21 protein-coding genes are annotated in these 20758 nt (G+C 53.7%); 6 read left to right on the top strand and 15 right to left on the bottom strand.

The features are described from left to right. Positions 1-19 precede the first annotated feature (19 nt). Genes yfhb through murQ form a run of 3 tightly spaced genes read right to left on the bottom strand, consistent with a single transcriptional unit; the run spans position 20 to position 2954 of the window. Positions 20-676, bottom strand: a complete 657-nt coding sequence (gene yfhb, locus AC2FC2_RS16545; RefSeq protein WP_209638437.1) for a phosphatidylglycerophosphatase C — start codon at positions 674-676, stop codon at positions 20-22. A 3-nt stretch (positions 677-679) separates the two neighbouring features. Next, the gene (locus AC2FC2_RS16540; RefSeq protein ID WP_490659558.1) at positions 680-2041 is read right to left on the bottom strand and encodes a PTS transporter subunit EIIC; all 1362 of its coding nucleotides are present in this window, start codon (positions 2039-2041) and stop codon (positions 680-682) included. A 19-nt stretch (positions 2042-2060) separates the two neighbouring features. Continuing rightward, the gene (gene murQ / locus AC2FC2_RS16535; protein ID WP_209638441.1) at positions 2061-2954 is read right to left on the bottom strand and encodes an N-acetylmuramic acid 6-phosphate etherase; all 894 of its coding nucleotides are present in this window, start codon (positions 2952-2954) and stop codon (positions 2061-2063) included. Between the two features lie 166 nt (positions 2955-3120). On the opposite strand from murQ, the gene AC2FC2_RS16530 reads away from it, so the two are divergent. The 3 genes from AC2FC2_RS16530 (at position 3121) to AC2FC2_RS16520 (ending at position 6031) form a co-directional block, all read left to right on the top strand. Then, positions 3121-3969: a MurR/RpiR family transcriptional regulator gene (locus tag AC2FC2_RS16530; protein ID WP_490659557.1), complete on the top strand. Its 849-nt coding sequence runs from the start codon at positions 3121-3123 to the stop codon at positions 3967-3969. A 133-nt stretch (positions 3970-4102) separates the two neighbouring features. Further along, entirely contained in the window at positions 4103-5641 is a 1539-nt protein-coding gene (locus tag AC2FC2_RS16525; RefSeq protein WP_490659556.1) for a phosphoethanolamine transferase, read from the top strand. Between the two features lie 129 nt (positions 5642-5770). Continuing rightward, on the top strand, positions 5771-6031 hold the full coding sequence (locus tag AC2FC2_RS16520) for a YfhL family 4Fe-4S dicluster ferredoxin (protein WP_490659555.1): 261 nt from the start codon (positions 5771-5773) through the stop codon (positions 6029-6031). Between the two features lie 65 nt (positions 6032-6096). Here AC2FC2_RS16520 and acpS read toward each other — a convergent pair whose 3' ends face one another. The 7 genes from acpS to lepA all read right to left on the bottom strand — a co-directional run bounded on the left by acpS (position 6097) and on the right by lepA (position 12600). Then, positions 6097-6477, bottom strand: a complete 381-nt coding sequence (acpS, locus tag AC2FC2_RS16515; RefSeq protein WP_209638448.1) for a holo-ACP synthase — start codon at positions 6475-6477, stop codon at positions 6097-6099. After that, positions 6477-7208, bottom strand: a complete 732-nt coding sequence (pdxJ, locus tag AC2FC2_RS16510) for a pyridoxine 5'-phosphate synthase (RefSeq protein ID WP_265556717.1) — start codon at positions 7206-7208, stop codon at positions 6477-6479. Before pdxJ ends, acpS begins: the two co-directional genes overlap by 1 nt. Before the next feature lie 74 nt (positions 7209-7282). After that, positions 7283-8014 (bottom strand): DNA repair protein RecO, encoded by a 732-nt coding sequence (gene recO / locus AC2FC2_RS16505; RefSeq protein WP_209638452.1) that lies wholly within the window; start codon positions 8012-8014, stop codon positions 7283-7285. An 8-nt stretch (positions 8015-8022) separates the two neighbouring features. After that, positions 8023-8931, bottom strand: a complete 909-nt coding sequence (gene era, locus AC2FC2_RS16500) for a GTPase Era (RefSeq protein WP_209638454.1) — start codon at positions 8929-8931, stop codon at positions 8023-8025. Then, positions 8928-9608 carry a ribonuclease III gene (gene rnc / locus AC2FC2_RS16495; protein WP_037422087.1) on the bottom strand — a complete coding sequence of 227 codons (681 nt, stop codon included), beginning with the start codon at positions 9606-9608 and terminating at the stop codon, positions 8928-8930. The genes era and rnc overlap by 4 nt, the downstream gene beginning before the upstream one ends. A 182-nt stretch (positions 9609-9790) precedes the next feature. Further along, on the bottom strand, positions 9791-10768 hold the full coding sequence (gene lepB, locus AC2FC2_RS16490; RefSeq protein WP_209638456.1) for a signal peptidase I: 978 nt from the start codon (positions 10766-10768) through the stop codon (positions 9791-9793). A gap of 32 nt (positions 10769-10800) precedes the next feature. Next, positions 10801-12600 (bottom strand): translation elongation factor 4, encoded by a 1800-nt coding sequence (gene lepA / locus AC2FC2_RS16485; RefSeq protein WP_209638458.1) that lies wholly within the window; start codon positions 12598-12600, stop codon positions 10801-10803. Positions 12601-13142: 542 nt separating this feature from the next. Between lepA and AC2FC2_RS16480 the strand changes: the two genes are divergently transcribed. After that, entirely contained in the window at positions 13143-13982 is an 840-nt protein-coding gene (locus tag AC2FC2_RS16480) for a hypothetical protein (RefSeq protein ID WP_265556718.1), read from the top strand. Here the strand turns inward: AC2FC2_RS16480 and rseC are convergent. The 4 genes from rseC to rpoE are packed head-to-tail and all read right to left on the bottom strand — an operon-like array spanning position 13979 to position 16670. Next, positions 13979-14455 carry a SoxR-reducing system protein RseC gene (gene rseC / locus AC2FC2_RS16475; RefSeq protein WP_209638561.1) on the bottom strand — a complete coding sequence of 159 codons (477 nt, stop codon included), beginning with the start codon at positions 14453-14455 and terminating at the stop codon, positions 13979-13981. The genes AC2FC2_RS16480 and rseC overlap by 4 nt on opposite strands. Continuing rightward, positions 14455-15411, bottom strand: a complete 957-nt coding sequence (rseB, locus tag AC2FC2_RS16470) for a sigma-E factor regulatory protein RseB (RefSeq protein ID WP_037422102.1) — start codon at positions 15409-15411, stop codon at positions 14455-14457. Before rseB ends, rseC begins: the two co-directional genes overlap by 1 nt. Continuing rightward, positions 15411-16064: an anti-sigma-E factor RseA gene (gene rseA / locus AC2FC2_RS16465; RefSeq protein ID WP_037422105.1), complete on the bottom strand. Its 654-nt coding sequence runs from the start codon at positions 16062-16064 to the stop codon at positions 15411-15413. The genes rseB and rseA overlap by 1 nt, the downstream gene beginning before the upstream one ends. 30 nt (positions 16065-16094) lie before the next feature. Further along, the gene (gene rpoE, locus AC2FC2_RS16460) at positions 16095-16670 is read right to left on the bottom strand and encodes an RNA polymerase sigma factor RpoE (protein ID WP_012146382.1); all 576 of its coding nucleotides are present in this window, start codon (positions 16668-16670) and stop codon (positions 16095-16097) included. A gap of 213 nt (positions 16671-16883) precedes the next feature. Here rpoE and nadB point away from each other — a divergent pair, with 213 nt between their 5' ends. Beyond that, a complete protein-coding gene (gene nadB, locus AC2FC2_RS16455) occupies positions 16884-18485 on the top strand; it encodes an L-aspartate oxidase (protein WP_209638563.1) in 1602 nt (533 codons plus the stop codon). Between the two features lie 39 nt (positions 18486-18524). Here nadB and trmN read toward each other — a convergent pair whose 3' ends face one another. After that, a complete protein-coding gene (trmN, locus tag AC2FC2_RS16450; protein WP_490659554.1) occupies positions 18525-19307 on the bottom strand; it encodes a tRNA(1)(Val) (adenine(37)-N(6))-methyltransferase TrmN in 783 nt (260 codons plus the stop codon). Positions 19308-19406: 99 nt separating this feature from the next. Here trmN and srmB point away from each other — a divergent pair, with 99 nt between their 5' ends. Beyond that, positions 19407-20732 carry an ATP-dependent RNA helicase SrmB gene (gene srmB, locus AC2FC2_RS16445; RefSeq protein WP_037422118.1) on the top strand — a complete coding sequence of 442 codons (1326 nt, stop codon included), beginning with the start codon at positions 19407-19409 and terminating at the stop codon, positions 20730-20732. Positions 20733-20758: the final 26 nt, after the last annotated feature.

The raw sequence follows: 20758 nt of genomic DNA, 5'->3' as shown, positions 1-20758 counted from the left end.
GAGATTCCGCCCTTTACTGTTATTCCAACTGTTGCAGCTCACCCAGCTTACTGACCCGCCAACGGTGCTCGCAGAAATACAACAAGGGGTTATCCTGCTTGCTGTCGCTGTAGCCGCTGTATAGCTTGAGCGGTGCGCCAAGACGCTGCTCCAACTGGGTGACCTTCTGTTCACCTAAACAGCGTAGAGTCAGAACCCAACCACCGTAACGCCGTACAATACGGCTACCGACCAATTGCACCTGCGGCAAGAAAGCGGAATCCTGATAAACCTGTTCCACAAGCCGTTCTGGTGAGCCCGTGATCAACCATACTTGCGCATCCTGGGCATCGAGGTATTGCCGCAAGCGCATTTGCACCACCGGAAAAGCCGTCACTCTTTGCCGGAAATCACTGACGAAACGCCGCTCCAGCGCCTTTAGGCTGGCCTCCGTTCGACCAAAGGTGATCGCCCACAGCAGTACACTCATGGGCCAGCGCGCGGCACGTCCCATCACCAACAGCGTGACTCCAATAACCGGCAGCAAGGGCACCACCAGCAACAGATTGAGCGGCAAATGACGTAACAAGAAGCGCAAGAAACTGCCAAACATATCTTCCTGATGCAGCGTCCCGTCCAGATCAAAGAACACCACGCGGCGACCTTCCACGGCCTGTTGGCTTTGCTTCTCGCTCAAACGCTACTCCTCAGGATCGTTGAATCCCATTATCCAGGTGAAAATAAATCCAGCGGCAATGGTAATCACCAGACCAGCCAGATACAACATCACCTTACCCGAGACAATGGTTAACGCCAAAGGTAAACCTGAGATACCGAAGGTGATCACCGTCGCCACTTTCCAGTAGCTGATCAGCGCCCCTCCGACCGCACCACCGAGGCAGGCGGCGATAAAGGGTTTACCCAACGGCAGCGTCACACCGAAAATCAAGGGTTCGCCAATGCCGAGAATGCCGACCGGCAACGCCCCTTTGATCACCTTTTTTAGGCGCGCATTGCGGGTTTTCATTAATACCGCCAACGCGGCCCCCACCTGACCGACTCCCGCCATCGCTAAAATCGGCAACAGTGGGTTGGAACCGTGGGCCTGCACCAGTTCGACGTGGATCGGCACCAGCCCTTGATGCAAACCGGACAACACCAGCGGTAAGAACAGCCCGGACAACACCGCCCCCACCAGCAGACCACCCTTGTCGATCGCCAGATTGGCACCGTGGGCAATGGCATCAGAGATGTAACCCCCCAGCGGCTGCAGGATCACAATGGCCAACGACGCCGTCACCAACGTGGTAATCAGCGGATTGAGGATCAACTCAATGGATTCTGGCAGCCAATTGCGTAGGCGTTTTTCCACCCAGCACATCAATGCCACCACCAACAGCACCGCAATTACCCCACCGCGCCCGGGTTGCAACGCTTCGCCAAACAAAGTGATCTGCGCCAACGCCGGGCTGGAGAGAATACCGGCCATCACGCCGCCCATGGCCTGGGAACCGCCAAACACCCGTGCGGCATTCACCCCCACCAAAATATTCATGATGGCGAACACCGCGCTGCCGAAAATCGCCAGCAACCCCAGCACGTTGGGATAATTCACCGCCAGCTCGCCGGCAATATCCGGCCGCTTCAGCACGTTGATAATGCCGGTAATCAGACCGGAAGCGATAAACGCCGGTATCAGGGGAATAAAGACATCGGCCAGTTTTTTCAGCGCTCCGCTCATTGGTGCCGAATACTTTTGCTTAGCCTGCGCCTTGTTGCGAGCGATACTGTCCTCAGCGGCCGCAGGGGCACCGCTGAGCAGTGTACGCATGGCGTCCACCACCTTGGCCGCGGCACCGGGGCCAACGATGAATTGATGCTGTTCGCCTTGCTTGATATAGCCCTTAATACCCGGTAACTGCTTGAGCAGTGCTAAATCAAGACGTTGCTCATCGTTAACCTCAACGCGAACCCGTGTCATGCAGTTTTCCAGCCGGAGGATATTTCCCTCACCGCCAATCCCCGCCAGAATCTGTGTTGCCAGTGCCGTTGTTTTGTCCATCGCCCGCCCCAGGTATGGTTTAGCGCGTCAGTGCCGCGCGCAAATAGCCGTCATGTTGCTGTAAGCGCTGCTGCGCCTCATCTGCATCAACGCCAGCCAGAATCATCAGGATTGCCGGTTTGACCTCAAAGCGGGTCTGCTTCAGTGCAGTTTCAGCCTGACTGCGCTCGGCTCCGGTGGCTTCCATCACGATGCGACAGGCACGATCCACCAGTTTTACGTTGGTGGCTTTCACATCCACCATCAGATTTTCATACACCTTACCGAGCTTGACCATCGCACCTGTCGACAACATATTCAGCACCAGCTTCTGCGCAGTGCCGGATTTCATGCGCGTTGAGCCGGTCAAGGCTTCCGGCCCCACGACGGGCGAAATTGCCACCTGCGCCTCATGCGCGATCGGTGAATCCGGGTTGCAGGAGATGGCTACCGTTGGGCAACCCAGTTGCCTTGCGTAGCGCAACGCACCGATCACATAGGGTGTGCGCCCAGACGCCGCCAACCCCACCACGATGTCGGTCGCCGTCAAATTCAATGCCAAGAGATCGGCCTCACCCAGTGCGGCATCGTCCTCCGCGCCTTCTACCGCTTTGAGCAACGCCCCTGGGCCACCGGCAATCAGTCCGATCACCATGCCATGGGGCACACCGAATGTCGGTGGGCATTCAGACGCATCCAGCACGCCAAGACGGCCGCTGGTCCCTGCCCCCAGATAAATCAGCCGGCCACCAGCCTTCAGCGCGGCCGCAGCCAAATCCACCGCTTGAGCAATAGCAGGCAACACCTTCTCAATTGCCTCTGGCACCTTTCGGTCTTCCCGGTTAAAACAACTCACCATCTCCAGCGTTGACATTTCATCCAGCCCCATGGTGGCTGGGTTGCGGGTTTCGGATACCAATGCGCCTAAGTTCATTTCTTCACCTTTGAATTTTTAATTCACAAACTAATTTATTATCTGAATATTTTATTCAACAAAGCGAGCGTTTTTTGCTATTTTAAAGACTCGGTCACAAAAATTTTCACTGCGCGTTTTCGCCGCCCACGTGGCAGAATGGCCGCTGGCCTCCAGAGAAAGATGAATGAGTACTCTTCTTCGTATTCGCCAGATGTATCCAACACTGGCTCAAAATGACCGCAAGCTGGCGGATTTCCTACTGCATAACGCCGAGCAGGCGCGCCACCTTAGCTCACAAAAGCTGGCCCAGTTGGCTGGGGTCAGTCAGTCGAGCGTCGTGAAGTTTGCGCAGAAAATGGGTTACAAAGGCTTTCCTGCGCTAAAGCTGGCGTTGAGCGAAACGCTGGCTCACCCACAAGCAGAACCCGTCGTTACGGTGCATAACCAGATCCTCAGCAGCGATGCATTGAAAACCGTCGGTGAAAAGTTACTGGTAGAAAAGCAGGCTGCTCTGCGGGCTACACTGGATATCAACAGTGAGGAACGCCTTCATCAGGGACTGGAAATGCTGCGCCAGGCGCGAAGGGTCATCTTGCTGGGGATTGGCGCTTCCGGGCTGGTTGCCAAAGACTTCTCTTACAAGCTGCTGAAAATTGGTGTTATGGTCGTTGCCGAACCGGATATGCACGTCCAATTGGCAGCGGTTCAGGCACTGGATAAACGGGATTTACTGCTGGCCATTTCGTTTAGCGGTGAACGCAGAGAAATCAATCTGGCGGCCGAAGAAGCCCGTATGGCTGGCGCGAAAGTGTTGGCGCTAACCAGTTTCTCGCCCAATGGCCTGCAGCAACGCGCCGACCATTGTTTGTATACCATCGCCGAAGAACCCAACACCCGCAGCGCCGCTATTTCTTCCAGCACCGCTCAATATGCGCTTACCGATCTGCTGTTCATGGCCTTGATTCAGCACGATCTCGATCACGCACGAGACCGCATCAAACACAGCGAACAGTTAGTGAAAAAGTTGGTTTAAGCCGTATAATGCCCGAGCCACAAATACCAAGGTATAAAAACCTGTTTAATAATAGAGTATGTGGCTTTTATTGTTTAAATCACGCCCACGATTTGAGCAGGCATGGACAGCACTATATTGACATTTGAGCTTAATGAAAACGCACACAATAACTTTAAATAAATCCCACATATCTATAACATCCTCCACGATCCGCAGCTTTTTAATCTTCGTTGCCACCGCATTTATCTTAATAAGATCGATGGGCTACGGCGGTGCGAAGGGGATTGATATTCTTTTCATTTCACTTACGTTACTATTATTATCTGCAATCCCCCTCACCCGATACTTTTTGGTTATCCCCTATATTATATTATGTGCGTTCTATGCCCCCGTCGGTGTAATATATGGCCCCCCTTCGGTTGTCGTGGTATCGGCGCTGTTTCAAACCAACAAGGCAGAAGCCGTCGAATTCCTGCACGCCATACCGGTAGGCTGCTATCTATTACCTTCTGCTACATTGCTGATGCTGTTTCTTCTTGTTCGCTATTGCTGGCGCTATCCGCTCCCGGTCCGGAAAGCACTGCCATTTCTGCTGATTTTAATCCTGCTGTTATTTGTCAGAATACTCAGCGGGAACATAGAGAACCTTAGGTTAGTGAATTTCTTTTCCTCATTTTTTTCGTCGTACCAGAGCTACAACCAACAAATGGTGGAACTTGATGCCGGTATGCAAGCCCAACCCCGTTGGACTATTAACAGCATTGATAATAACAAGGCTAATTATGTCATTGTCGTCGGTGAAAGTATGCGCAGAGACTATATGTCATTATTTGGCTACCCTACGCCGACAACGCCATTCCTTGATCAAGTAAACGGGACATTTTACAGTAATTATATTTCTACTGCGCCGAATACATTCGAATCACTGCCAAGAACTTTGGCATTGAGCGACGAAAAAAAAAGCTATATTTCAGATAATATTATTACTTTGGCAAAGGCCGCTGGATTACGTACTCATTGGTTTTCCAACCAAGGGTTGATTGGCCAATTTGATGCACCTGTCTCCAAAATAGCCCTGTTCAGCGATGAGTATCAGTTCCTGAAGAAAGGGGACTATCAGTCGCGGAACACCGACGACGATGAGCTGCTGCCCTTGTTGCAAACCGCATTGGATACCCATGGTTCCGGGAATTTGTATGTTCTGCATATCATGGGATCGCATTCTGACTTTTGCGAACGGCTCGGCGGCGAGCCACCGGTTTTCACCAGCAACAACGCTGAATTGGCCTGTTACCTTTCAACTTACCGCAAAACGGACCGCTTTATCGAACATGCCTACCATATGCTGCAAGAGACCCATGAACCCTTTAAATTAATCTATTTCTCGGATCACGGCCTTTCTCACCGCAATGTTGACGGTAAACTGTACCTACGCCATGGCGGCAATACCCGGCAAAATTACGAGGTGCCGCTGTTAGTGCTTGCGGATACCGATCGACAACGAACCTTCATTGACGCGCCACGCAGTGCCTTTGATTTTATCAGTCTGTTTGCCCAGCAGGCAGGCATAGTTGTCACACAACCACAGCTGCATCAGACAGTAACCGGGACAGATAAGCGACAAGTCTTTAATGGTCAGGAAAGGGTTGATTTTGATCAGTTGGCCAATGACCCGCCGGAGTTACTATGACAGCCGTCTAAACCGACTAAACTCACCGCTGCAACACATTGGCAGCCGCAGGTGGAAAAATGCCCAATAAAACGGGTTCTATGATAGATTGCGCGCCTGTTCGTGTGCACCGATTAAAAGATAACTGAAATGGCACTGCTGATTACCAAGAAATGCATCAACTGCGACATGTGCGAGCCGGAATGCCCCAATCAGGCGATTTCGATGGGTGATGATATCTACCAGATTGATGCCGATCGCTGCACCGAATGTGTCGGTCATTACGATACGCCCACCTGCCAGCAGGTGTGCCCCATCGACAATACCATTGTCGTTAACCCTCAGCACCGCGAAACCAACGAACAGCTGTGGGACAAGTTTGTGGTGCTGCACCACGCCGAGCAGCTGTAACGGCCCAGGTTCCAGATCGAAAAGGGCGCCAACAGGCGCCCTTTTTTTGTGGCAAAGCCAGGCTGTTATCCTTCGATAATCACCGTGGCGCAGGCGTAACGGCGCTCATCGGCCAGCGAAACGTGGATGGATGTCACCCCCATTTCCTGTGCCAATTCGGCAGCACGCGCGTGCAGACGAATATTTGGCTTGCCGAGACCGTCGTTAAAAACTTCAAACTGATTAAACGCCAAGCCATTGCGAATACCGGTACCAAATGCCTTGGCAACGGCCTCTTTCACCGCAAACCTTTTGGCCAGGAAACGCACCGGCTGCTGATGCTGCTGATACAGCGCCCACTCGGCATCGCTCAGCACGCGCCGCGCCAGACGATCGCCGCTGCGCTCGACGACGGCTTCGATACGCGCCATTTCGACAATGTCGGTGCCCAGCCCCAGCACGGCCATTAGCGACGTGCTTCGCGCATCAGCAGTTTCATATCCGCGACGGCAGCAGGTAGACCACACATCACCGCCTGCCCAATAATCGCGTGGCCGATATTCAACTCATGCATTTCCGGCAGTGCCGCGATAGGCTGAACGTTATGGTAAGTCAGACCATGTCCGGCATTCACCTTCAGGCCTTTTTCTGCCGCGTAAGTTGCAGCAACCGCAATACGATGCAGCTCGGCTTTCACCGCCAGCTCGCCTTCGGCTTCCGCATAAGCGCCGGTATGGATTTCAATGTAAGGGGCTCCTACCGCCACCGCGGCATCGATCTGCCGATGGTCAGGATCGATAAACAGCGATACCAAAATGCCGGCCTGCGCCAGTCGCTCAACTGCAACGGACATTTTGTCCTGTTGTCCGGCAACATCCAGCCCACCTTCAGTGGTCACTTCTTCACGTTTTTCCGGCACCAGGCAACAAAAATGCGGCTTCAGCTCAATCGCGATATCCAGCATTTCATCCGTCACAGCCATTTCCAGATTCATGCGCGTCTGGATGGTCTGACGCAAAATGCGAACGTCGCGATCGGTGATATGACGACGATCTTCACGAAGGTGTACCGTGATCCCATCGGCTCCTGCTTGCTCGGCAATAAATGCGGCCTGAACCGGATCCGGGTATTGGGTTCCGCGCGCGTTACGTAACGTGGCGATGTGATCGATATTGACGCCCAGCAGCAAATCAGCCATGACAACCCTCTAAAGAATTGATTTTCAGTGGCCGTAGTTTACACGTGGGGGCTGCGCGGCAAAAGGGGAAAAGGTCAGGCGTCGTCGACCGGGGTATCCGGCTGTTTACGGACGAACTGACGAAATAGTTCACGGCTCTTCAACGGCTTTCCACCCAGATAAGGCTTGAGTGCCATACGCGTGAAACGCTTGGCCGCACGTAATGTCGACACATCAGGGAACTGACGCTCTGCCAACGCACGTAGCTCACGACCGGTAAAGCTGTAATGGTCTACCACCAGACTGGCGATAAAACCTTTTTCTTCGCGGTAACGGTAGGTCATACCCTCATCCACCGGCAACCCGCTGCCGGCGCAATGCAGAAAATCCAGACCGTATCCCAGATGGTTCAACAACGCCAATTCGAACTGACGCAATGCCAGCTCCGGCGAAACCTCTTCAGCCGCCAGCGCCTGCAAACACTGTAAGTAATCGAAGAACAATACCGAGTAGTTGGCTTCTTGTTCTAACACCCGTGACAGCAATTCGTTCACGTACAGGCCGCTGTACAACATCATGCCACTGAGAGGCAAACCCAGGGAGACCGCTTCGGCGTTACGCAGCGTTTTGACTTCGCCACGCCCACCCCAGCGTACCAAGAGAGGAGTAAAGGGTTGCAGGCAACCCTTTAAATTGGAGCGGCGGCTGCGCGCGCCTTTTGCCAGCAAACGCACCCGCCCATGACCTTCCGTGAACATATCCAGCATGAGACTGGTTTCACTGTACGGTCGTCCATGCAGGACGAAAGCGCGCTCCCAGCCGTCCATTGGATAGGTTATTTCAGATCGTCGGTATAGCCCAGGCTACGCAGCGCACGTTCGTCATCCGCCCAGCCCGATTTCACTTTCACCCACAGTTCCAGATGCACTTTGGTTTCAAACATCTGTTCCATATCCTGGCGGGCTTCGATGCCGATCGTTTTGATCTTCGCACCTTTGTTACCGATGACCATTTTCTTCTGGCCTTCACGCTCGACCAGAATCAGACCGTGTACGTTGTAACCACCGCGCTCGTTCGGTACAAACTGTTCGATCTCAACCGTCACAGAGTAAGGCAGTTCCTCACCCAGGAAACGCATCAGCTTTTCACGGATGATTTCCGACGCCATAAAACGCTGGGAACGATCGGTAATGTAATCGTCCGGGAAGTGGTGTTCCGCTTCCGGCAATAACTTGCGTGCGATAGCCGCGATAGTGTCCACGTTCATGCCTTTCTCGGCAGAGATTGGCACCACGTCGAGGAAGTTCATCTGCTGGCTAAGGAACGCGATATGCGGCAACAGTTTGGATTTGTCGGTAACGTTGTCGACCTTGTTGATCGCCAGCAGTACCGGACATTTCAAACTACGCAGCTTATTGACCACCATTTCATCATCAGGGGTCCAGTTAGTTCCTTCCACAACGAAGATCACCAGCTCGACGTCGCCGATTGAGCTGCTGGCTGCGCGGTTCATCAAACGGTTGATGGCGCGTTTTTCTTCGATGTGCAGACCCGGGGTGTCGACGTAAATCGCCTGATAGGCGCCATCGGTGTCGATACCCATGATGCGGTGACGGGTCGTCTGCGGTTTACGCGAGGTGATGGAGACTTTTTGCCCCAACAGTTGGTTCAGCAACGTGGATTTGCCCACGTTGGGACGACCGACTATCGCGATAAAACCACAGTATTGTTTTTCTTCGCTCATTCAAGCTCCAGCTTTTTCAGCGCTTGTTCCGCTGCCGCCTGTTCAGCTTTACGGCGGCTTGAGCCTGTTCCCACGACGGGTTCGCTCAAACCACTCACCTGACAGTGGATAGTAAACTCCTGATCGTGCGCCTCACCGCGAACCTGCACCACCAGATAAGAAGGTAACGGCAGATGACGACCTTGCAAAAACTCCTGTAAACGGGTTTTTGGATCTTTCTGCTTATCACCAGGGCTGATTTCGTCCAACCGGCTGCGATACCAGTCCAAAATCAGTCGTTCAACAGTTTGGATATCGCTATCCAGGAACACGCCGCCAATTAATGCCTCTACCGTGTCCGCCAGGATTGATTCGCGGCGGAACCCACCGCTTTTCAACTCACCCGGGCCCAGACGCAGACATTCTCCCAGATCGAACTCGCGTCCCATCTCCGCCAACGTATTACCACGCACCAGCGTGGCACGCATGCGGCTCATATCGCCCTCGTCTACGCGAGGAAAACGATGGTAGAGCGCGTTGGCGATGACAAAACTAAGAATAGAGTCACCCAGAAACTCAAGACGTTCATTGTGTTTACTGCTGGCGCTACGGTGAGTTAACGCTTGCAGTAAGAGCTCCTGCTGTTGAAAAGTGTAGCCCAGCTTCCGCTGCAGCCTATTTATTACGATGGGGTTCATGAGTTACCAATAGATCAAGAATGCGTCAAAAACTTGCAGCATACGGAACAGGCCTGCTTCGCCGAAAGCCAATCCAAAGCTGTTTCGTTTGCAGTGGCTCCCAACAGGGAGCCAACTTTTTATCGCTCGAGCCGGTATTCTACAACGAGTGGAAATATAATGCTGCGTTAATAGACGCCTGATTAATGAATTCCACCGATGCGGCTAAATCTTACGCCGGTAGGCCATTCGCCTTCCTGCTTTTCAAAACTCATCCAGATAGCCGTGGCTTTACCCACCAGATTTTTCTCCGGTACGAAGCCCCAATAACGGCTGTCAGCGCTGTTGTCGCGGTTATCACCCATCATGAAGTAATGACCCGCAGGTACAACCCACTCCGCCAGCGGTTTACCTGGCTGCTGGTAATAAGCCCCCACCTGATCCTGCGTGCCCGGCACGGTCAGAATATGGTGAGAAACAGTCCCCAGCGTTTCCTGACGCTCACGCAGACGGATGCCACCCTGCGGCACATTGTCGCTCAACGGAATCTGGTAGAAGCCGTTGCTGGCCTCGCCCATGCCGCTGCGGCTAAACAGCTGCACAAAGTCGCTCGGTTGCGCATCGTTGTAAGTCACCGCCAATGCGGTATCGCATGATTGACCGCTATTACACGAAGGCTGGACGGTCACACGCTTATTGACGGGATCGTAACTTACACGGTCGCCCGGCAAGCCAATGACGCGTTTGATATAATCCAGCTTTGGATCCAATGGATATTTAAATACCGCAATATCACCACGCTTCGGATGGCCGGTTTCAATTAGCGTCGTCTGGGTAATAGGATCTTTAATGCCGTAAGCATATTTCTCCACCAGAATAAAATCGCCAATTAACAACGTCGGCATCATTGAGCCTGACGGGATCTGGAAGGGTTCGTAAATAAACGAACGCACCACAAAGACCAACAGCAATACCGGGAAAACGGATGCACCGGTTTCAACCCAGCCTGGCTGCTTCGCCACTTTCGCCAACGTTTTATCGTCTACAGCGCCTGCAGTTTGTGCATTCACCGCCGCAATTTTCGCCCGGCGAGCCGGCGCCCATCTGAAGCGCTCAAAGGCCCAAATGATCCCGGTGACTAACGTTGCCAGTGCCAGGATCAGGGCAAACATATTCGCCATGCAAACTCCCTAGTTACGCGAACTTGTCGCTGTTACTTACTGTCTTTGCCAACGTGCAGAATGGCCAGGAACGCTTCTTGTGGCAACTCAACGTTACCCACCTGCTTCATGCGTTTCTTACCGTCTTTCTGTTTCTGCAGCAGTTTTTTCTTACGGCTAACGTCACCGCCGTAGCATTTTGCCAACACGTTTTTACGCAGCTGTTTCACCGTTGAACGCGCGATGATATGCGTACCGATAGCGGCCTGGATGGCAATATCGAACTGCTGGCGTGGGATCAGCTCTTTCATCTTCTCGACCAGTTCGCGACCGCGATACTGCGCATTGTCACGGTGAGTGATCAACGCCAACGCATCCACACGCTCGTTGTTGATCAGCACGTCGACGCGCACCATGTCGGAGGTCTGGAACCGCTTGAAGTTATAATCCAGCGACGCATAGCCACGGGAGGTAGACTTCAGGCGATCGAAGAAGTCGAGCACCACTTCCGCCATCGGGATTTCGTAAGTCAGCGCAACCTGGTTACCGTGATAAACCATGTTGGTCTGCACGCCACGCTTTTCGATACACAGGGTAATCACACTGCCCAGGTATTCCTGCGGCATCAGCATGTGACATTCGGCGATCGGTTCACGCAACTCTTCGATATTATTGAGCGGAGGCAGCTTGGACGGGCTATCAACGTAGATAGTCTCTTTGCTGGTGGTTTCCACTTCATACACTACCGTCGGTGCGGTGGTGATCAGCTCCAGATCGTATTCACGTTCCAGACGTTCCTGGATGATCTCCATGTGCAGCAGGCCAAGGAAGCCACAGCGGAAACCGAAGCCCAACGCGGTGGAGCTCTCTGGCTCATAGAACAGGGAGGCGTCGTTCAGGCTCAGTTTGCCCAACGCATCGCGGAAGGACTCATAGTCGTCAGAGCTGATTGGGAACAGACCCGCGTAAACCTGTGGCTTCACTTTTTTGAAACCTGGCAAGGCTTTGTCTGCCGGCTGACGTGCCAACGTCAGGGTATCGCCTACCGGCGCGCCAAGAATGTCTTTGATAGCACAAACCAACCAGCCTACTTCGCCGCAGTTCAATACGTCACGATCGACACGCTTTGGCGTGAAGATACCCAGACGATCGGCATTATAGGTTTGGCCGGTGCTCATGACCTTGATCTTGTCGCCCTTACGCATGGTGCCGTTCTTGACACGCACCAGGGAAACAACGCCCAGGTAGTTATCGAACCAAGAGTCGATGATCAGTGCCTGCAATGGCGCGTCTGGATCGCCTTCTGGCCCTGGGATATCGCGCACCAGACGTTCCAGAACGTCGGGCACACCCACACCGGTCTTGGCCGAGCAACGCACTGCGTCGGTCGCATCAATACCCACGATGTCTTCAATTTCCTGCGCAGCGCGATCGGGATCGGCAGCCGGCAAGTCAATCTTGTTCAGGACTGGCACCACTTCCAGATTCATATCCAGCGCGGTGTAGCAGTTAGCCAACGTCTGAGCTTCTACGCCCTGCCCGGCATCAACCACCAGCAGTGCACCTTCACAAGCGGCCAGTGAACGAGAAACTTCATAGGAGAAGTCAACGTGCCCTGGCGTGTCGATAAAGTTGAGCTGATAGGTTTGGCCGTCTAGCGCTTTATAGTCCAGCGTCACGCTTTGGGCTTTAATGGTAATGCCACGCTCACGCTCCAGATCCATAGAATCGAGCACCTGCGCAGCCATTTCACGTTCAGTCAAGCCACCGCAAATTTGGATAATACGGTCGGACAGCGTCGACTTACCGTGGTCAATGTGGGCAATAATGGAGAAATTTCGTATATGCTTCATTATAAAAGTTTTTCTGCCTTGGTATTTCTGAATTACTCGCCTATAGAAACCCGCATGGACCTAAAGCGACAGTGAATGGGTTCGGCCGTCTTGCGCCTGAATCGCTGCATTCTACATGTCACAACACTGAAAACCTAGCGATCGGTGCAGTGAAGGCATTCTATTATGTAGACTTTAATGTTACAGAGCGCTCCGGGTTATGAAAGCGGATGTTAACAAAACCCAACGCCGTTATAACGCTAAGTTTCAGCAGCCCATACCGCCTCCCTTCCCTCAGGGGCTATCGTCAGGATCCCGCGTTAATACATAACCGCGAATAACGCAATAAACCCGCTCCTAATTATGGATAAAATAATATCCGTATCAATATCTTAGAATTGTAATTTGACCCAAGGGGTTTAGGAAAAAACCCATATACGCTTCCCAACGGCTTCTATAGAAATGGGGGTGAACACCGCGATAAAACATAATTCAGGGCACTACATCGGCACGTCCAGCGGGGTTCACCAGCATATCTCTGCATGTTGATTGGAAGGTGCACAATGATCGATAAAGGGCAAATGCTGAGCCGGCACGATTTTTCAAAGGTCAATTGGGGCATTCTGGCAGCCGCAGCGCTGCTATTAACCACAGGGGCGGCGCTGATATTGCTGCCTCTACTGAGCAATATGGATGAAAATGCGGTTCTGACCTTACTGCAAACCGGCGCAGCCACTGTTTTACTCGGCTGTATTTTGCTGGCGCTGCGCCACTATCTGCGGCCAGCGCTAACCTATCGCCTGTACGAACAAGGTGTTCGGGTGATTAACGACCATAGCCACAAAGAACGGTTTATCCCCTTTGAAAAAATTGAGGATATTTATCGTTTCCGAGGGGGGCGTCTGTTTGGCGGATTGTTCGATGTGATGGCATTTCGCACCTCAGCCGATCAGCCTTGGTGCCCGGTCTTCAGCAACCTGTCTCATTCCTGGCGGCTGGCGGATACTATTATCAATCAGCAGATCCAGCAACGCGGGCCACAGGCGTTAAATGCCCTCTACCAAGGGGAGGTGCTGTCCTTTCACTACCTCCGCTGCGGGGCGCGTTGGTTGAACCATATGTTTCCTGGTTACCGGAAAGGGCAATCAGCTCAAACGCTACGGCTAAGTGCGACAGCGCTGATCACCTCACAGGGGGCTATTCCGATAGAACAGATACGCGAAATGGAAAATAACCCGCAACGCGGCACCATTCGCCTACTGGATAACCAGGGCAATACATTGTTTACAATAGGTTATTTTTCGCTGATCAGTGCCGATCTGTTTATGGCACTGTTGGAGCACATGATCTACAACCGCATCCCCGCCTACCATAACCCGGCGATGACGCGGCAGCCGTTTTAACGCAGAGGTTCGTTGTCCGTTTGCAGGCGCATGGCCCCTGGCGGTAAACCAATTTGCAGAACGATGGGTTGGTAATTGGCTTGCTCACCGAGGCGATGCGCCAGGCTACGCGCCAACATAAAGGCCGCGCCGCCACCAAGCAGTGCGCCAAGCGCGGCTGAAGCATCGGTGCCCAACCAATATTGCAGCACACTGCCGCCGAGCATCATACCCAGCAACGGCGTCAAATAAACCAGCATTGCCGAACGCAACAGACTGCCTTCGGCAATGCCCACCTCAACCCGCTGACCCGGCTCGAGTGGTTGCTCGATACGCACTTGCAGTTGGTGTTCGGTTTCCGGCACCAGTTCATTCAATGCACGTGCGCCACAACCTGAGCGGGCGGTGCAACTGCCACATCCTGCTTTCGGCTCACAACGCAGCAGCGCCACACCCTGCTGCCACGAAACCACCGTGGCCCACTCTTTCATCATTATGGTGATACCTTGAAGGAAATACTGTCAGCAATACGTTTGGCCGTCGCTGGCGGCAGTTCGCCAACGATGGTGATCTCGTTGCCGCTGCGCACTTCGGTCTGAATAGTCCGCCGGCCCTGGCGATAATACTGCTGGCCAGCACCGCTGCCCGCGGGACTGACATTGACCGAGAAACTGAACAAGCCATCGCTATATAGCCGCGACTCAACAGGTTCCGACACATTAGGCAATTTACGGCGGTTGCGCGCGACCTCATCAACCCCGGCCGGTAGCCAGCCCGTACTCCACCCCAACTTGATATTCTCTACAGCCGGGAGTGACAGCAATGGCGGCAGGTTAGCCTTGATCAGCCCCTGCATGGCGCTTTGCACTTGCGGCCCAACCACGAACGAAATCACCCGATATTGCTCCAGCGTTTCGCCGTCGCGATCGATCAGATCCACCCGCAGCGGCAGCTTGGTATCTTCGTCCATCCAGACAATATAGCTATAGCGAGAACCATCGCGTGCAACCACGCGGAGGACTTCACAAGGACGATCGGAAATACGCGTGCTGCCAACGGAGATGAAGTCGTAGTATTTCGCCAGACGGTTGAAATCAGCATAAACAATGGCCGGTAACGCATCGACGATATGATCGCCAGATAACGTAAAGGGTTCCAGACCGGGTTCAAAATAGCTGATCCCACCACCACGTTGCAGCACTTCGCGACGTGGGCCATCCATATGCAGCAATTGACCAAGAGGCTGCTGGTCGATCACCGCATGGCGATAACGCAGCGACTCGATCCCCTGCTTGCTAATGCTGATATAGGCGAGTTCATAATTGAGCGAACGGCTAGCACTGCTCATCTGTTGTAACAACGCCCCGGACGCAGTGGGCTGCGCCGGGGCGATGTTTGAGTAGAGCAGGCTGCCCGTCAATAGACAGACGGAGAACCAAAGTTGCTTCATTACTGCTGTTGCATTCCTAAAGACTGGGTTCCAGGAACCTGGACGGCAGCCTGTTGTGGTGTGCTTTGCTCAAGCTGCAGCTGATCGGAATGCAAACGGCGTTGCAACTCATAATCTTGCAGCATAGCGTTAATGCGTTTACGTTGTTCCTGCACCTGCTGCTGTTGACCGCTGCCGGTTGAGAAACTGTCTGCCGGTACGCCAAGGCTAACCGGTGACGCCTGCCCCATGATCGGCAGGGTATTGAATGCCGGTGATTCAGCGGCACCAGATTGTGCAGCCGGTTGATTGTATTGCTGTACGCCTACAATCACTGCCAGCGACACGCAGGCCGCCATGCCAATCTGTGTGATCTGGCTGGCCCAAGGACGGACTTTGTCCCAGAACGGCATTTTCTGCCAGGTATGTGGCTGCGGCTGAGATTCCGGAACTGCAGAAGGAACCAGACGTGCCGGTTCTTTCTCTAACGCAGCAGCTACACGATCTGCGATATCGAAATGCATCACTTGTCCGATATCACCCCGTAGTGTGTCACGTATCAGGTGATAGCTCTGCCAGCTTTGTTGAAGCGCTCTGTCTTTAGACAATGAACTCAGCAGCTCATTGTCGAGCGATTCTCCATCCATCAGAGCGGAAAGCTTTTCTTTCTGCATGTCTAAGTACCCTTCCTGTGTCCGCCATTGCTAACGTTGAATCAGCGGTTGAACTTTATTATCGATAGCCTCCCTGGCGCGGAAAATACGCGAACGTACGGTTCCGACCGGGCAATCCATGATGGCAGCTATCTCTTCGTAGCTTAGACCATCCAGCTCCCTCAGGGTAATCGCCATGCGAAGATCCTCAGGGAGAGACTCAATGGTACGGAAAACTATCTGTCTCAGCTCTTCTGACAACATTAAGTTCTCAGGGTTCGAAATTTCTTTTAGTGCGCCCGCACTTTCGTAATTTTCGGCGTCGTTGGCATCCACATCGCTCGATGGCGGACGACGACCTTGAGCAACCAAATAATTCTTTGCCGTATTCACAGCAATTCGATACAACCAGGTATAGAAAGCGCTATCCCCACGGAACGATTCCAGTGCGCGATAGGCTTTAATAAACGACTCCTGCACCACATCAGGCACATCGCCTTGTGGCACATACCGGGAAACGAGGCTCGCAACTTTGTGCTGGTAACGAATTACCAGTAAGTTAAACGACTTCTGATCGCCCTTTTGGACCCGCTCAACCAGAACTTGATCCGTTAACTGCTCGCTCATCCGAGGTAAACTCTCCCCAAATCCGTCTCCACGCGTAAAATTGTACTGCCAGCCATACATGATTTTCCTGAGCAAGCACTCGCTTGGAGTTCATACAGAACACGAAGTTCCGTATTGCCATTGTTTTTTATGTTGATGTCACCCATCCGTGGCTTTTGCCCGGACAATTAGGCTAACATGAATTTCACTCTTCTTCTGCACACATCATACGTTATGCAACCATCATCTGAACATGTTAGCGATGTACTGATTGTCGGCAGCGGCGCTGCAGGCCTGTCATTGGCGTTGCGTCTGGCGCAGCATTGCAAGGTTACCGTACTCAGCAAGGGGCCTCTCAACGAAGGCGCCACATTTTATGCCCAAGGCGGGATCGCCGCGGTTTTCGATGAAACGGACAGCATTGCCTCACACGTTGATGACACTTTGATTGCCGGAGCCGGCCTGTGTGACAAAGACGCCGTTGAGTTTATCGCCGGCAATGCGCGCCACTGCGTGCAATGGTTGATCGATCAGGGCGTCTTGTTCGACACTGAAATCAACGCTCAGGGCGAAGAACATTACCACCTGACACGAGAAGGTGGACATAGCCACCGCCGTATTCTGCATGCCGCCGACGCCACAGGTAAAGAAGTAGAGACCACCCTGGTAGGGAAAGCAAGCAACCACCCGAATATTTGCGTGATGGAACGCCGCAATGCGGTTGATCTGATCACATCAAACAAAATTGGCCTACCAGGCACGCGCCGGGTTGTCGGTGCCTATGTCTGGAACCGTGAATTGGAACAGGTAGAAACCTACCGCGCCAAGACGGTCGTGCTGGCTACCGGCGGTGCCGCCAAGGTGTACCAGTACACCACCAACCCGGATATTTCTTCTGGCGACGGCATTGCCATGGCCTGGCGCGCAGGTTGCCGGGTCGCCAACCTGGAATTTAACCAGTTCCACCCAACCTGCCTGTTCCATCCGCAGGCACGCAACTTCCTGCTGACCGAAGCATTGCGCGGTGAAGGTGCCTACCTCAAGCGCCCGGACGGCAGCCGCTTCATGCCCGATTTTGATCCACGGGGCGAACTGGCACCGCGTGACATCGTTGCGCGCGCCATCGATCACGAGATGAAGCGTCTGGGTGCCGACTGCATGTATTTGGACATCAGCCATAAACCGGCTGAATTCATTACTCAGCATTTCCCAATGATCCATGAAAAACTGCTGACGCTGGGCTTCGATCTCACCACACAACCGATCCCCATCGTCCCTGCTGCGCACTACACCTGTGGCGGCGTTATGGTTGATCAGCACGGCCGTACCGATCTCGACGGGTTGTACGCCATTGGAGAAGTCAGCTACACCGGTCTGCACGGTGCTAACCGTATGGCGTCCAACTCCTTGCTGGAATGCCTGGTCTATGGTTGGTCCGCGGCGGAGGACATCAAGATGCGTCTGCCGTTTATCACGTTGGCGAAGCAACTCCCCCAGTGGGATGAAAGCCGCGTAGACGATGCCGATGAACGGGTCGTGATCCAACACAACTGGCATGAGCTGCGGCTGTTTATGTGGGACTACGTGGGGATTGTGCGCACGACCAAACGCCTGGAGCGCGCACTGCGCCGCATCAATACGCTGCAGGCGGAAATTGACGAGTACTACGCAAACTTCCGCATCTCCAACAATTTGCTGGAACTGCGGAATTTGGTGCAGGTGGCGGAATTGATCGTCCGCAGCGCCATGGAACGCAAAGAAAGCCGCGGGCTGCACTATACGCTGGACTACCCGGATCTGTTGCCGGAAGCGCTACCGACCATTCTGCAACCCTAATAGTTTTACCAGGGCGCCCGAAATGGCGCCTTTTTCATTTCAGTAAAACAGATAAAAATCAGTTATCAGACGGCGAAAATCATCCGTATAACTGCCATCAGCCAGTTTAATTGCCAGCTTCTGCTCTACATTTGCATCCGTCGGCTGACGCGTCAGGGCCAACAATACCCGGTGCAACGGCGTATCTGCGCGATCGCTGACATTCAGCCGCTGCGCAGTGTACCAACCACGCTCATGCGCATTGGTTTCGAAAGCTTCACCAATATCATGCGGCAACACCACGCAAAAAGCCCCGTTCGGCGCGAGCAACTGTTCTGCACTGGCCAACAAGGCATCGTGGGTCAGGGTCTCCGTATAACGTGCATTGTGGCGTGCCTGATCGCGGCAGGCGACCGCCGGCTCAAAATACGGCGGATTGCTGACGATCAAATCGTATTCACCGGCATGATGCTGCGCGAAATCGTGAATGTCTTGCGCATGCACCTCAATACGCGGCGACCACGGTGACGCCAAAACGTTATCACGTGCCTGACCCGCTGCCGCCTCATCAAGCTCGACCGCGTCGATCAGCACGCTGTCGCTTGAACGTTGCGCCAGCATCAGCGCAATTAATCCGCTGCCACTGCCGATATCCAGCACTCGCTGTGCCTGTACCAACGGCGCCCATGCCCCCAGCAGCACACCGTCCGTGCCCACTTTCATTGCGCAGCGATCGTGAGCAACAAAAAATTGTTTAAAGGTAAAACCACCGCGACGTGGCGTAAAATTCGCTTTCGATTGAGTGCTCACAATAACCACCTGGATACAAAACTGGCGTAGCATAAGGCAATCTGATTTTTGGGAAAAGAGATGCTTTCCGCTTAAATAGGTGAAGAAAGCGGCCAACCCGTCTATAATCGGCGCCCCAAGTAGAGGTAGACCATGACAGTAACCAATTTTTCCGAGCTCGAACTCGATGAACGCCTGATAAACGCCCTGCGCGATAAAGGCTACGAACGCCCAACCGCCATTCAAGCCGAGGCGATCCCGCCTGCGATGGATGGGCGCGACGTATTGGGTTCGGCGCCAACCGGCACCGGCAAGACCGCCGCATTTTTGCTGCCGGTATTGCAGCATCTGCTCGACTTCCCACGCAAGAAGTCCGGGCCACCGCGCGTACTGATCCTCACCCCGACGCGCGAGCTGGCGATGCAGGTAGCCGATCAGGCACGTGAACTGGCTGCTCATACTTCGCTGGATATCGCCACCATTACTGGCGGCGTCGCGTACATGAACCACGCGGAAGTCTTCAGCGAAAACCAGGACGTGGTTGTCGCCACCACTGGTCGTCTGCTGCAATACATTAAAGAAGAAAACTTTGACTGCCGCGCAGTAGAGACACTGATCCTCGATGAAGCCGACCGCATGCTCGACATGGGCTTCGCGCAGGACATCGAAACGATCTCTGCCGAGACGCGCTGGCGTAACCAGACGTTGCTGTTCTCCGCAACGTTGGAAGGCGATGCTATCCGCGAATTCGCCGAGCGCATTCTGAAAGAGCCGGTAGAAGTCGAAGCGGATCCATCACGCCGCGAACGCAAAAAGATCCTGCAGTGGTACTACCGTGCCGACGACGTGCAGCATAAAACCGCCCTGTTGGTGCATTTGCTGCAACAACCGGACGTACAGAAATCCGTTATCTTCGTGCGTAAACGTGAACGTGTACATGAGCTGGCGGCCTGGCTGCGCGAGGCGGGTATCAATACCTGCTACCTCGAAGGCGAAATGGTGCAGGCCAAGCGTAACGAAGCGGTAAAACGCATGATGGATGGCCGCGTCAACGTGCTGGTTGCGACCGACGTTGCTGCCCGTGGTCTGGATATCCTGGATATCACCCACGTGTTCAACTTCGATATGCCGCGCACCGCAGACACCTACCTGCACCGCATTGGCCGTACCGGTCGTGCCGGGCGCAAGGGGACGGCAATCTCGCTGGTTGAAGCACATGACCACCTGCTGCTGGGCAAAGTCGGGCGTTACCTGAACGAGCCATTGAAAGCACGGGTCATCGAAGAGCTGCGACCGTCGACCAAAGTGCCAAGCGAGAAAAGCAACGGCAAGCCGTCGAAGAAGGTGATTGCCAAACGTGCCGCCGACAAAGAGAAGAACAAAGAAAAAGCCAAGGTAAAAGTGCGTCATCGCGATGCGAAAAACGTCGGCAAACGCCGCCAGCCAAAGGCCAAACCTGAAGACAACGGCGCGAAGTAATGCCGTCGCTGTAAATAAAAACCGCC

The sequence above is a fragment of the Serratia sp. CoH_122_TC_1 genome (genome assembly GCF_058191755.1).
The sequence above is the reverse complement of the archived record's forward strand: the minus strand, read 5'-3'. Positions and strand labels throughout refer to the sequence as shown.

Coding starts and splice junctions, on each gene's coding strand:
- AC2FC2_RS16540 (WP_490659558.1), bottom strand. CDS start 2,041: ATGGACAAAACAACGGCACTGGCAACACAGATTCTGGCGGGGATTGGC.
- murQ (WP_209638441.1), bottom strand. CDS start 2,954: ATGAACTTAGGCGCATTGGTATCCGAAACCCGCAACCCAGCCACCATG.
- AC2FC2_RS16530 (WP_490659557.1), top strand. CDS start 3,121: ATGAGTACTCTTCTTCGTATTCGCCAGATGTATCCAACACTGGCTCAA.
- AC2FC2_RS16525 (WP_490659556.1), top strand. CDS start 4,103: ATGAAAACGCACACAATAACTTTAAATAAATCCCACATATCTATAACA.
- AC2FC2_RS16520 (WP_490659555.1), top strand. CDS start 5,771: ATGGCACTGCTGATTACCAAGAAATGCATCAACTGCGACATGTGCGAG.
- acpS (WP_209638448.1), bottom strand. CDS start 6,477: ATGGCCGTGCTGGGGCTGGGCACCGACATTGTCGAAATGGCGCGTATC.
- pdxJ (WP_265556717.1), bottom strand. CDS start 7,208: ATGGCTGATTTGCTGCTGGGCGTCAATATCGATCACATCGCCACGTTA.
- recO (WP_209638452.1), bottom strand. CDS start 8,014: ATGGACGGCTGGGAGCGCGCTTTCGTCCTGCATGGACGACCGTACAGT.
- era (WP_209638454.1), bottom strand. CDS start 8,931: ATGAGCGAAGAAAAACAATACTGTGGTTTTATCGCGATAGTCGGTCGT.
- rnc (WP_037422087.1), bottom strand. CDS start 9,608: ATGAACCCCATCGTAATAAATAGGCTGCAGCGGAAGCTGGGCTACACT.
- lepB (WP_209638456.1), bottom strand. CDS start 10,768: ATGGCGAATATGTTTGCCCTGATCCTGGCACTGGCAACGTTAGTCACC.
- lepA (WP_209638458.1), bottom strand. CDS start 12,600: ATGAAGCATATACGAAATTTCTCCATTATTGCCCACATTGACCACGGT.
- AC2FC2_RS16480 (WP_265556718.1), top strand. CDS start 13,143: ATGATCGATAAAGGGCAAATGCTGAGCCGGCACGATTTTTCAAAGGTC.
- rseC (WP_209638561.1), bottom strand. CDS start 14,455: ATGATGAAAGAGTGGGCCACGGTGGTTTCGTGGCAGCAGGGTGTGGCG.
- rseB (WP_037422102.1), bottom strand. CDS start 15,411: ATGAAGCAACTTTGGTTCTCCGTCTGTCTATTGACGGGCAGCCTGCTC.
- rseA (WP_037422105.1), bottom strand. CDS start 16,064: ATGCAGAAAGAAAAGCTTTCCGCTCTGATGGATGGAGAATCGCTCGAC.
- rpoE (WP_012146382.1), bottom strand. CDS start 16,670: ATGAGCGAGCAGTTAACGGATCAAGTTCTGGTTGAGCGGGTCCAAAAG.
- nadB (WP_209638563.1), top strand. CDS start 16,884: ATGCAACCATCATCTGAACATGTTAGCGATGTACTGATTGTCGGCAGC.
- trmN (WP_490659554.1), bottom strand. CDS start 19,307: ATGCTACGCCAGTTTTGTATCCAGGTGGTTATTGTGAGCACTCAATCG.
- srmB (WP_037422118.1), top strand. CDS start 19,407: ATGACAGTAACCAATTTTTCCGAGCTCGAACTCGATGAACGCCTGATA.